Genomic DNA, 12,274 nt, shown 5'->3' with positions numbered 1-12,274 from the left:
GTCCAGCCGTGCCTGTTCCGATCCGTCCCTCGTCCCAAGGGGTTCCCCAGGTGAGTACCGCCTCCGCGTCCGCAGACCAGCGAGCCGCAGACCCGTCCGGCCCGCTCCGCTTCCGCGACGCCGCGCTGCCGCTCGCCGAGCGGGTCGCGGACCTGCTCGCCCGGCTCACCGTCGAGGAGCGGATCGCGATGCTGCACCAGTACTCGGCCGCCGTGCCCAGGCTGGGTGTCGGCCCCTTCCGCACCGGCACCGAGGCCCTGCACGGCGTCGCCTGGCTCGGCCCGGCGACCGTCTTCCCGCAGGCCGTGGGGCTGGCCGCGACCTGGGACGAGGAACTGCTGCGGCAGGTGGCCGCCGCCACCGGTACCGAGCAGCGGGCCTACCACCACCACCGGCCGCCCGCCATCGGCGAGGGCCGGTCCAGCCTGCAGGCCTGGGCACCGGTGGTGAACCTGCTGCGCGACCCGCGCTGGGGCCGCAACGAGGAGGGCTACTCCGAGGACCCGCTGCTCTCCGCCCGGCTCGCGGACAGCTTCTGCCGCGGCCTGGCCGGGGACCACCCGTTCTACCTGCGCACCGCCCCGGTGCTCAAGCACTTCCTCGCCTACAACAACGAGGACGACCGCTGCACCACCTCCTCCGGGCTGCGCCCCCGGGTGCTGCACGAGTACGACCTGGCGGCCTTCCGCACCGCCATCGCCTCCGGCTCGGCGACCGGCGTGATGCCCGCCTACAACCTGGTCAACGGCCGCCCGTGCCACGTCAGTCCGCTGATCGAGAGCGAACTGCGCCGCTGGGCCGCGCCCACCGGGCACGACCTGTTCGTCTGCAGCGACGCCGAGGCGCCGTCCAACCTGGTCGATCCGCAGCGCTACTACCCGGACCACGCCGAGTCCCACGCCGCCGCGCTGCGGGCGGGCGTCGACAGCTTCACCGACCACGCCGAGGACAGCCGGGTCACCACCGGCCGGATCAGCGCCGCCCTGGACCGGGGCCTGCTCACCGAGGCGGACATCGACCGGGCCGTGCGACGGCAGCTGTCGATACGCTTCCGCCTGGGCGAGTTCGACCCCGAGCTCGACCCCTACGCCGCCGTCGACTGGGCGGTGGTCGACTGCCCCGAGCACCGCGACCTCGCCCGGCGCGCCGCCACCGAGTCGATGGTGCTGCTGAAGAACGACCGCGGCCTGCTGCCGCTCGACCCCGCCGCCCAGCGCCGGGGCGTGGCCGTGGTCGGCCCGCTCGCCGACTCGCTGTTCGAGGACTGGTACAGCGGCACCATGCCGTACCGGTTCACCGTCGCCGACGGCCTCGCCGGGGCCCTGGACGGGCACGGCGGCGAGGTGGTCCGGACCGAGGGCGTCGACCGGATCGAGCTGCGGGCCGCCTCCACCGGCGCGGCCCTGGCCGTCCCCGGCGCCGACCCGGCCGGACCGATGCACGCCCGTCCCGGCACGGCCGGGCCGGACACCGCGGCCGACCCGGACGACGGCGCGCTCGACCTGTTCGACTGGGGCGGCGGCGTGCTGACCCTGCGCAACGCCCGTACCGGACGCTACGTCAGCCTCAAGGACGCCGACCTGACCCTGGCCGCCGACCAGGTCCAGCCCAACGGCTGGGACGTGCACGAGACCTTCCGTCTCGAAGCCGGACCCGACGGCGCCGAGCTGCTGCGCAACGTCCACAGCGGCAAGTACGCCACCGTCGACCCGGCCACCGGCCTGGTCCGGGTCGACGCGGACACCCCCGGGCAGGCCGAGCGCTGGACCCGCACCGTGCTGCGGGACGGCCTGGCCGAGGCCGTGGCCGCCGCCGGCGCGGCCGGGACCGCCGTCGTCGTCCTCGGCAACGACCCGCACATCAACGGCCGCGAGACCCAGGACCGCGAGTCCACCGACCTGCCCGAGGCGCAGCAGGCGCTGCTCCGCGCCGTCGCCGCGGCCTGCCCGGACACCGTCCTGGTCGTCATGAGCAGCTACCCCTACGCCGTCGACTGGGCGCAGCGGCACCTGCCCGCCGTGCTGTGGACCTCGCACGGCGGCCAGGAGACCGGGCGGGCGCTCGCCGCCGTGCTGCTCGGCGACGCCAACCCCGGCGGACGGCTGCCGCAGACCTGGTACCGGGCCGACGACGAGCTTCCGGAACGGCTCGACTACGACATCATCCAGGGCGGCTGGACGTACCAGTACCACGCCGCCGCGCCGCTCTACCCCTTCGGCCACGGCCTGTCGTACACCGAGTTCACCCACACCGGCCTGCGGCTGTCCCGCGCCGAACTGCCCCAGGACGGCTCGTTGACGGCCACCGTCGAGATCAGCAACAGCGGTGCCCGCGGCGGCAGCGAGACGGTGCAGCTGTACGCCCGGGCCCACGCCGCGCGCTACCGGGCGCCGCGGCTGAAGCTGGTGGACTTCCACAAGCTGACACTGGCCCCCGGCGAGACCCGGACGGTGAGCTTCACCCTCCCCGCTGCCGCCCTCGCCCACTGGGACGTCGCCACCGGCGCGTTCACCGTCGACCCCGGCCGCTACGAGCTGCTGGTCGGCCGCTCCGCCGAGGAACCCACCCAGGTCGCGCCGCTCACCGTCACCGGCCCGGCCCCCGCGCCGCGCGCGGTGCTCGGCCGCCGGGTCGAGGCCGCCGACTTCGACGACTGCGCCGCGATCACCCTGACCGCCGCCCACCGCGACCACGGCGACGCGGTCACCACCGCGCCGGGCGCGGCCGTCGGCTCGCTGCGCTACCGCTCGGTCGACCTCGGCCCCGACGGGTCCGGTCCGCTCCGGTTCACCGCCGAGGTGTCACCGGCTACGCCCGGTGGGTCCCACCTGTTCGTCCAGTGCGGCGAGGGCGCGCCGGTCACCCGGATCGCCGTTCCCGGCACCGGCGACCGCTTCGCCTGGACCACCGTCAGCGGCCCGCTGCCGGACGGCCCGCGCGGTGTCCAGGACCTGCGGCTGACCCTGCACGACGGGCTGCGGCTGGCGTCCTTCGGCATCGTCGCCGCGCCCTGAGCCCGTCCGCCGCCCGGCCCGCCATGAGCCGGCCCGCTCGACGCCGGTACCGGGTGCCTCCCGTACCGCGTCGAGCGGGCCTTCCCGCTCCGGAACCGAAGGACCTTCACCGATGAACTCCGACCTGCTGTGGTACCGCGCCCCCGCCGCCGGCTTCCTCGAAGCGCTGCCGCTGGGCAACGGACGGCTCGGCGCCATGGTGTACGGGCAGCCGGTGACGGAGACCATCGCGCTCAACGAGGACACCCTGTGGGCGGGCGGTCCCGGTGACCGCAACGACCACACCGCCGCCGAGCAGCTGGCCCCGCTGCGGCAGGCGCTGCTGCGGGACGCCGACCACGCCCGCGCCGAACGGCTCGCCCGGGCGATGCAGGGCCCGGACACCCAGCCGTACCAGCCGCTCGGCACGCTCCGGCTCAGCCACCGGCTCCCGGCCCCGGCCCGGGACTACCGGCGTTCGCTGGACCTGCGGACCGCCACCAGCACCGTCCGCTTCGGCTCCGGCGGCGCGGAGCAGACCCGGACCAGCTTCGTCTCCGCCCCGGCCGGGGTGCTGGTGCACCGGATCAGCGCCGCCCCCGGCGGGCGGGTCGACTTCACCGCCCGGCTGAGCACCCCCCACCCCGCGCTCCACGACGGCGAACTGACGCTGGGCCGGGCCCCGGCCCAGGTCACCGACGCCGGGCCGGAGTACCGCGGTGACGCCGGTACCGGCTTCGGCATCGGGCTGCGGGTGCTCGCCGAGGGCGGCAGCGTGCGCACCGACGCGGACGGCGGCGTCACCGTCACCGGCGCCGTCGGCGCCACCGTCCTGGTCGCCGCCGCCACCGGCTACCGGGGCTGGGACAGCGAGCCCACCGGTCCCGATCCGGCCTTGCGGGCCCGGATCACCGCCGTACTCGACGCCGCCGCCGACCGCTCCTTCGCCGAACTGCACGCCGAGCACACGGCGGACCACGCGCGGCTCTACGCGCGCGCCGGGCTGCGCCTCGGTCCGCCCGACGGCGACCGCGAGCAGCCACCCACCGACGAGCGCCTGGCCGCGCTCCGCGCCGGAGCCGACGATCCGGGCCTGGCCGCCCTCCACTTCAACTACGGCCGCTACCTGCTGATCGCCTGCTCCCGCCCCGGCAGCCAGCCCGCCAACCTGCAGGGCATCTGGAACCTCGACCGGCGGCCGCCGTGGAACTGCGACTGGACCACCAACATCAACACCCAGATGAACTACTGGCCCGCCGAGTCCACCGGCCTCGCCGAATGCCACAGCCCGCTGTTCGACCTGATCGCCGACCTGGCGCAGGCCGGGCAGCGCACCGCCCGCGCCTACTACCGCTGCGCGGGCTGGACCGCGCACCACAACGTCGACCTGTGGCGCGGCGGCAACCCGGTCGGCGGCGGCCCGCAGTGGGCCAACTGGCCGATGGCCGGGGCCTGGCTGTGCGCGCACCTGTGGCAGCACTACCGCTACGGCGGCGACCGGGAGTTCCTCGCCGAACGCGGCTACCCGGCGATGCGCGGGGCGGCCCTGTTCCTGCTCGACTTCCTGGTCGAGCAGCCCGACGGCTCGCTGGTCACCTGCCCGTCGACCTCCCCAGAGCACCGCTTCGTGGCCCCCGACGGCACCCTGGCCGCGGTCACCGCGCAGACCGCCATGGACTACTGGCTGACCGACGAGCTGTTCGACTCCTGCGCCCGCGCCGCCCGGATCCTGGGCGTCGACCGGGAGTTGGCGGTACGCCTGGACGCCGCCCGGGCCCGGCTGCGGCGGCCCCGGTTGGGTGCCGACGGCGCGCTGCTGGAGTGGTGGGAGCCGCTGACCGACGAGGATCCGGGCCACCGCCACCTGTCCCACCTCTACGGTCTCTACCCGGGCGAGCGGATCACCGCCGACCGCACCCCGGAGCTGTTCGCCGCCGCCCGGCTCGCCCTGGACTCCCGTCTGCGGCACGGCGGCGGCGGGACCGGCTGGAGCCTGGCCTGGGTGACCGCGCTCGCCGCCCGCCTCGGCGACGGCGAACTCGCCCACCGCGCCCTGCTGCGGCTGCTCGACGGCTCCACCGCGCCGAACCTGTTCGACCTGCACCCGCCGGAGATCTTCCAGATCGACGGCAACCTCGGCGCGACCGCCGCCATCGCCGAACTGCTGCTGCGCAACGACCCGCAGGCGCTGCGGCTGCTGCCCGCCCTGCCCCGGGCCTGGGACCACGGCGCGGCCCACGGCCTGCGCGCCCACGGCGGACTCACCGTCGATCTGCGCTGGCAGCGGCACCGGCTCGAACAGGCCGCGCTACGCGCCACCCACGCCCGAACGGTCACCGTGACCGTCCCGACCGGAGGCCGCCCGACGCGGGTCACCGACCCGGACGGTGACCCGGTCCCGGCCCAGCACCGGGTCACCGCCGACGGCGCCTGCACCAGCTCCTTCGCTGCCCGTCCCGGCGCCGAGTACCTGCTCCAACCCGGCTGAGCCGAACCTGAGCAGCGGCCTGCCCGTGGCGGCCAGAGGCCGCGCCCCGCCCTCCGCCCGTACCGATGGTGACGCGCACCGGCAGGGGCCACCACCACCGGGATCGTCAGCTGTCCTCAGGTCGATCCGCGACTCACGCGCGGGATCAGCCGTCCGACTGCACTCGCTCCGCCGGATGAGCGCAGTCATTCTGCCGATTCCGCAGCAGTGGCCGAGCACCTGAGCATGGGGACCACAAGGTTCCTACCAGGAAGGACTTACGGAGATGGGTGTTCGACCCAACATCGTCCTCGTGCACGGCGCGTGGGCGGACGGCTCCTGCTGGAGCGGCGTCATCGAGCGTCTGCAGGCCGACGGCTACCACGTGACCGCGCCGCAGTTCCCGATGACCGCGCTGGCCGCCGACGTCGCGCGGCTGCGGCAGGTCCTGGAGCTGCAGGACGGCCCGACGGTCGTCGCGGGACACTCCTACGGGGGTCAGATCATCACGGCGCTCGGCGCCGACGCACCGAACGTCGCGGCTCTGGTCTACGTCGCCGCGTTCGCGATCGACCAGGGCGAGTCCCTGGGCGGACTGCTGTCGCAGGGCCCGGTGCCCCCGGCTGTGGCCAACCAGTTCGTCGACAAGCAGGGCCTCGGCTGGCTGCCGGAGGACGACTACCTCCGCCACTTCGCCGCCGACGTCGACCCGGTCAGGGCCAGGGTCATGCACGCCGCCCAGCAACCGCTGGCCGCGTCCACGTTCGGTGACGTGATGGGCGACCCGGCCTGGACGCACCTGCCCTCCTGGTACCTGGTCGCCACCGAGGACCAGGCTGTCCCGCCGGACGCTCAGCGCCTGTTCGCCCGACGCATGGACGCGGTCACCGCGGAGGTCGCCTCCAGCCACGTCGCCATGGTCTCCCACCCCGACGAGACGGCGCAGCTGATCAAGCAGGCGGCCGAGGTCGTCGCGGTCAACGCCGGTTAGCAGAACCTGTTCCGTTCATATCGGGCGGACCGCAGAGCAGCACACAACTCAAGGAGAAGACTGATGCGCATCATGTCGATGACTCGGCCGAAGCTGCGGGTGACGGCTATCACGGTCGCCCTGGCCGCTGCCGCGATCGCTGTTCCGGCCAGCCAGGCCGCGTTCGCCAGCACGGGCAGCCCCACGGCGGCCGTTGCCACCGCGAGCACCGCGGTCAAGCCCAGTATCGTCCTCGTGCACGGCGCGTGGGGCGACAGTTCGAGCTGGTCGGCGGTGGTCAGCCGGTTGCAGGCGGACGGGTACACCGTCTATGTGCCGCCGAACCCGCTGGAGGGGCTGTCGACCGACTCCACCTCGATCCGGGACTTCCTCGACACCATCTCCGGGCCCATCGTCCTCGTCGGCCACTCCTACGGTGGTGCCGTGATCACCAACGCCGCCACCGGCGACGCCAACGTCAAGGCGCTGGTCTACATCGACGCGTTCGCCCCCAACGAGGGTCAAACCATCGGGCAGTTGGTCACCACTGTCCCGGGATCCTGCGTCACCGACGACGCCAACCTCACCCTGGTGCCCTACCCGGGCGCCCCGGCGGGCGCGGAGGACGCGTACATCAAGCAGAGCGCGTTCGCCGGCTGCATGGCGAACGGCCTGCCCGCCAAGGAGGCAGCTCAACTGGGCGCTGTCCAGCGGCCGCTGACCACCGCGGCGCTCACCGAGGCGTCCGGTGTCCCGGCGTGGAAGACCATCCCCTCGTGGGCGGTGGTCGGCACCGAGGACAACGCCATCCCGGCGGCCGAACAGCTCGCCATGGCTCAGGCCGCCGGTGCCCACATCACCGAGGTCAAGGCCCCGCACCTGTCCATGGTCAGCAACCCCGGCACCGTCACCAAGGTGATCCTGGAGGCGGTGCACGGCACGAACTGACGCGGCCCGACACCCCCGGCAAACCCCGTCGGCGCCGGGCGGGTTCCCCGGTGCCGACTGCACGATCGCCTCACCCGGCCCGCTACCCGTCGACGTCCTCGTCGCACGGTAGCGGGCCCGGTGCCGTTCCCTGGTCCGCGGCGCCTACCGCGTCGGCCCTGTGCTGGTGAGGGCGTCCAGTTCGGACAGCACGTCCTGAGCCTCGGGCGCTCTCATGTGCTCGAAGATCCGCAATGCCTGCCGCAGCAGGTCCTCGCCCCGCTGGGCGTCGTCCTCGGCCAGGGCGCAGCGGCCCAGCCCGGCCAGCGCGTGCGCCTCGTCCCAGGGACTGGCGATCTCGCGCGACAGCTCCAAGGACCGCTGGTGGCAGTCGCGCGCCGCGGCGGGCTCACCGCAGACCCGATGGAGTGCCCCGCGCTCGTTCAGCGCCTCGGCCGCACCGGACCTGTCGCCCGTGCCACGGTAGATGTCCAGTGCCTGGTCCAGCTCCTGGGCCGCCCGCAGGTAGTCACCCGTCAGCCGCCGCACGCTCCCCAGGTGCAGGAGGGCGTTTCCACGGCCGACCGGGTAGCCTATCGCGAGGGCGATGCGGAGCGACTCCTCAAGGTCGGACAGCGCCCCCGGATAGTCACCGGTCTGCTGCCGCAAGCCACCCAGCAGGATCAGGGTATTGGCCTGGCCGAGCCGATTACCGAGGTCGCGGCTGATGCTCAGCGTCTCTTCGAGCGCCCGCGCCGCGGCCGGGTACTCACGCGTCCGCAGCCGCACGTCCGCCAGGCACTGCAGGGCCTGGGCCTGGCCGAGCCGGTCGCCCAGCTCGCGGTTGATCCCGAGCGACTCCTCCACAGCCAGCAGCGCGGCCGGATACTCACCGGTCATCAGCCGGACTTCCGCCAGGCACATCAGGACCCTGGCTTGGCCGAGCCGGTCATCCGACTCACGGCAGATCCCGAGCGCCTCCTGCTGGGCCCGCGCCGCGGCCCGGTAGTCACCGCACATGTACCGGGTTTGCCCCAGGGCATTGAGGATCTTGCCTTGGCCGAACCGGTCGCCCAGCTCACCACAGACAGCCAGGGCCTGTTCCTGGGCCAGTGCGGCGGCCTGGTGATCGTTCATCACGTGAAGCACGGCCCCCAGGCCGGAGAGCGCGTTGGCCTCGCCGAGCCGGTCGCCGAGAGCGCGGGATATCTCCAACGCGTGCTCGTAGGCCCGCACCGCGTTCTGGTAGTCATGGGCCAGTCGCCGCACGGATCCCAGGTCGCAGAGCGCGTTGGCCTCGCTGAGCTGGTCACCCAGCTGCTGCGCCGCGGCCACGGCGGCGGTGTGCCTCGCGACGGCGTCGACCCAGGGGCCGTCGCAGAGCAGGAGCCCGCTGACGCCCGCGGTCAGCGCGGTGACGCGAGCGCGCTGGCCGACCGCGGCGGCGTGGTCGAGGCAGTTGAGCAGGTTGGCGCGTTCGGCTCTGGCCCATGCCAGCGCCTGCCGCTGGTCGGTCAGGGCCGGGGCGGAACCCGGCTGGCCGCCGTCAGCGGTCGGAACGGGGCCGAGTCGGCGAGTGATGTGACTGTTCGCGGTGGCGGCGGTGTGCTGGTAGTAGTCCAGCAGCCGGTCGACGGCGGCGTCCCGGTTCCGGTACGGGTCGAGTCGGTCGGCCAGGGCCCGGGCGTGCTCGCGGAGCAGGTCGTGCAGCCGGTAGCGGCCCTGGGCCGGCTCGGTCAGCAGGTACTGGTCGTACAGCGCTTCCAGGCCGCGGCGCCCGTCCGGAACCGTGTTTCCGACCAGGGCCGCTGCGGCGTAGCCGTCGACGTCGGTTCCCGGGTGCAGGCCCAGGTAGCGGAACAGTCGTTGCTGGTCTTCGGTGAGGTCGGCATAGGACAGGTCGAATGCCGCGGCCACCGAGAGGTTCTCGGTCTCCATCAGCCCCAGCCGGTCCCGTGCCGAGGCCAGTTCGGCCGCCCGGCCCGCGGCTGTCCAGGCAGGGTGGTGGCGCAGCTGCCGGGCCATCATCCCGACCGCCAGCGGCAGGTACCCGCACAGCCCGCTGATCTCCCCGACTCCGGGGTCGCCCGGGCTCAGCCCGGGCCGGCCCGCGAGGCGGACCAGCAGCGCGGCCGCGTCCCCCGGGGGCAGGGTGTCCAGGCTGAGAGTGATCGCGTCGTCGAGTGCCGACAGGTGTCGTCGGCTGGTGACCAGCACCAGACTGCCGCCCGTTCCGGGCAGCAGGAGTTGGACCTGTTCGCTGCCGGCGGCGTCGTCGAGGACCAGCAGCAGCGGTTTGTCCGCCACCCGGTCGCGCCACAGTGCGGCCCTGGCCTCGATGTCGTGCGGGATCTGGGCCGGGGAGACCCCGGTTGCCAGGAGCAGGCTCGCGAGTGCGTCGGCCGGGGCGACCGGCTGCTGGCCCGGGGTGTGCCCGTGCAGGGGGAGGAAGATCTGGCCGCCGGGGAACCGGGCGGCCAGGCGGTGCGCGGCGTGGACCGCGAACGCGGTCTTGCCGACCCCCGCCATCCCGCCGATCGCGTGGATGCCCACCACACCCCCGGCGGCGAGCGCGGAGTTCGTCAGCTGGTCGAGTTCCCGCTGCCGTCCGGTGAACGACGCCACGTCGCGCGGCAGCGACCGCATGGCCAGGGCGGCGGCCGCGGGCACGGCCTCCAGCGGGCGGCCCCGCGCTGCCGTCTCGAACCGTGCGCGCTGAACGCCGATCAGGGACAGCGCGTCGCCCAGCAGCCGTACCGTCTCCCGCTGCGGGGTGGTCGCGACGCCCCGTTCAAGGTCGCTGACCGTCCGCAGGCTCACCCCGGCCGCATCCGCCAGTTCCTGCTGGGTCATCCGTGCCCGCTTGCGCTGCTCTCGCAGCGCACCCGCGAACTCACCCGGTGTCTCCGCCATCGCGCTCACCCTCAGTCGCCGGTCCTGATGAGGGATTGTCGCAGGTGGGATACGGTTGCTGGCGCGTGTGACCAGGATATGGATCACCGGCGAGCACCGAGAGTGACTCGCTGGCGACGCGGGGCGTCCTCGTCGGTCTCGACCTCACGGCCAGGGCGTGAACTCGCGCTCGGGATCATCGGATCGCAGGATCGTGCCGAGCGCGGCCCGCGAGGTGATCCCCAGCCTCGGGAACATCCGGTACAGGTGACTGGCGACGGTCCGGTGCGACATGAACAGGCGGTCGCCGATCTCCTTGTTGCTCAAGCCCTCGGCGGCGAGCCGCGCGATCTTGAGTTCCCGCGCCGTCAGGAGCTGGTAGCCGCCGGTGTCCGCGCCGGGCGGGACCAGTCCGAGGGCACGCAGTCCGGTAGCGGCACGGTGCGCCCAGGTCAGCGCGCCCAGACGGCGGAAGTCGTCGTGGGCGGCGCCGAGGTGGGCGCGTGCCTCGCGCACCGCCCGCATCCGCCGTAGGCGCTCGCCCGCCAGCAGGTGCACCCGGGCCCGGTCGAACGGGCACCGACCGGCATCCCCACTCGCCAGCGCCCGCTCGAACAGGGCCGGGGCCTCCTCGTCCGGCGCGGTCATCGCCATTGCCCCGGTCGACACCAACACCATCCGCGGCGACGCCGCCAGCAGGCCGGACTCCGTCACCGCCTGCACATACGCCTCGGCCTCCTCGCGCCGGTCCGCGCGCAGCGCGGCCTCGACGACGTCGAGCAGCGCCCACCCGGCGAACGGCCCGGCGGAGGCGAAGTCCCCGGCCGGGCCGGTCCTGGCAGCCTGCTGGTGGGCCCCGGGGAAGTCCGACTGGGCGAGAGCCGCCAGGACTCCGGCGTACTGGGCGCCGGCCAGCAGGGAGGTGAGTCCTCGCGGCGCCGCCCACCGGGCGATCTCGTCAGCGACGGCCCGGGCGGTCGCGGCGTCGCCACGGCTCGCCGCCACGAACGCGAGCACGGTCTGCGCCTGTCGGCGAAGCAACTGGTAGCCCTCGGCGGCGCACTGGTCCGCGGTGGTCGCGGCGAGCCGATCGGCTTCGTCCCACTGTCCGGTCTGGTACGCCTCAAGTGCCAGCAGGATGTTGGCCTGCACGCCTGGAACGCCGGAACGGCCGACGGGATCAGGGCACGCGACACGGCGCAGGGCTTGCCGACAGTCCGGCAGGTTGCCGAGGAAGGCCGAGGCGTCGGCGATCCGCACGATCTCAGCCGGCTCGGACCGGCAGTCGAGCGACTCGATCTGCTCCCGCAACCACCCGGGCTCGGCAACCGGGTCGAGGACGCCGCGTACGGCAGTCCGCAGGCTCGGGGTGAACAGCGCGCCTGCGGACGCGATATGGCGTTCAAGGGACTTCCGGTGCTCCGGCCGACCGCTGAGTCGGCAGACCGCGACGAGGCCCCAGAGGATCTCCTCCGCGCCGACCTGTCCGGCGCCCCGGTCACGCACGCCCTCCCCGGCCCGCAGCAGGATGCGGTACGCGGCGGACACGTCACCGTCCTCGTGCAGCAGGGCCAGGGCGTTCGCGAGCGAAGTCTCGGCCGCTGCCGCGAGCCCCGCGCGACGCACGGCGTGCTCCGCGCGGGCCTCGCCGTCCGCCGCCGGTTCCAGCGCGGCGAGCCGGACGACCGGATACCGGAGGAGCAGCCGGGCTGCGACCTCGTCCACGAGGGCGCGCATGGCAGCCGGGTCCTGGTCGTGCCCCGCCGCCCCTGGCAGTCCTGGGCGGTGACCACAGGACGGGCAGGATCCGCGCACAGCGGGAGCGGCGCTCGGCTCGACTCCCCTGGCAGGGCTCCCGGTCGAGGTCCCGGACGCACAGCCCCGGTCGTCGGTCCCGGTCATCGTCATCGGCTCACGCCGGGAACGGCCGCGACGCCGCGGTGCGGCGATCCGGTACCGGGACTCCCCCGGTGGAACAACCGCGGGCGCGAGCGCGAGCCGAGATGTACCAGAGCCTTCATCGGC

The 12,274-nt window shown here is 74.0% G+C and carries 6 protein-coding genes; 4 read left to right on the top strand and 2 right to left on the bottom strand.

The genetic code is table 11. The features are described 5' to 3' along the window. Positions 1 to 50 precede the first annotated feature (50 nt). The 4 genes from GXP74_RS17735 to GXP74_RS17720 all read left to right on the top strand — a co-directional run bounded on the left by GXP74_RS17735 (position 51) and on the right by GXP74_RS17720 (position 7,378). Positions 51 to 3,014: a glycoside hydrolase family 3 protein gene (locus GXP74_RS17735; RefSeq protein WP_225448014.1), complete on the top strand. Its 2,964-nt coding sequence runs from the start codon at positions 51 to 53 to the stop codon at positions 3,012 to 3,014. 112 nt (positions 3,015 to 3,126) lie between these two features. After that, complete coding sequence (locus tag GXP74_RS17730) at positions 3,127 to 5,481, top strand: glycoside hydrolase N-terminal domain-containing protein (RefSeq protein ID WP_182452439.1); 2,355 nt, start codon at positions 3,127 to 3,129, stop codon at positions 5,479 to 5,481. 265 nt (positions 5,482 to 5,746) lie between these two features. Next, complete coding sequence (locus GXP74_RS17725) at positions 5,747 to 6,451, top strand: alpha/beta fold hydrolase (RefSeq protein WP_182452438.1); 705 nt, start codon at positions 5,747 to 5,749, stop codon at positions 6,449 to 6,451. A gap of 63 nt (positions 6,452 to 6,514) precedes the next feature. Then, positions 6,515 to 7,378, top strand: coding sequence for an alpha/beta fold hydrolase (locus GXP74_RS17720; protein WP_225448013.1), 864 nt, complete (start codon positions 6,515 to 6,517; stop codon positions 7,376 to 7,378). A gap of 144 nt (positions 7,379 to 7,522) precedes the next feature. On the opposite strand, the gene GXP74_RS17715 is transcribed toward GXP74_RS17720, so the two are convergent. Further along, entirely contained in the window at positions 7,523 to 10,270 is a 2,748-nt protein-coding gene (locus GXP74_RS17715; protein ID WP_182452437.1) for a tetratricopeptide repeat protein, read from the bottom strand. A gap of 144 nt (positions 10,271 to 10,414) precedes the next feature. Continuing rightward, on the bottom strand, positions 10,415 to 11,986 hold the full coding sequence (locus GXP74_RS17710; protein ID WP_182452436.1) for a LuxR family transcriptional regulator: 1,572 nt from the start codon (positions 11,984 to 11,986) through the stop codon (positions 10,415 to 10,417). Between the last annotated feature and the right edge of the window lie 288 nt (positions 11,987 to 12,274).

Source organism: Streptacidiphilus sp. P02-A3a, assembly GCF_014084105.1.
GTDB lineage: Bacteria > Actinomycetota > Actinomycetes > Streptomycetales > Streptomycetaceae > Streptacidiphilus.
Note: the sequence above shows the minus strand (reverse complement) of the source record. Positions and strands in the feature narration are given on the sequence as shown.

Bases quoted from the DNA above. Each gene is read 5' to 3' on its own strand.
- GXP74_RS17730 (WP_182452439.1), top strand. From the start codon at position 3,127: ATGAACTCCGACCTGCTGTGGTACCGCGCCCCCGCCGCCGGCTTCCTC.
- GXP74_RS17725 (WP_182452438.1), top strand. From the start codon at position 5,747: ATGGGTGTTCGACCCAACATCGTCCTCGTGCACGGCGCGTGGGCGGAC.
- GXP74_RS17720 (WP_225448013.1), top strand. From the start codon at position 6,515: ATGCGCATCATGTCGATGACTCGGCCGAAGCTGCGGGTGACGGCTATC.
- GXP74_RS17715 (WP_182452437.1), bottom strand. From the start codon at position 10,270: ATGGCGGAGACACCGGGTGAGTTCGCGGGTGCGCTGCGAGAGCAGCGC.
- GXP74_RS17710 (WP_182452436.1), bottom strand. From the start codon at position 11,986: ATGCGCGCCCTCGTGGACGAGGTCGCAGCCCGGCTGCTCCTCCGGTAT.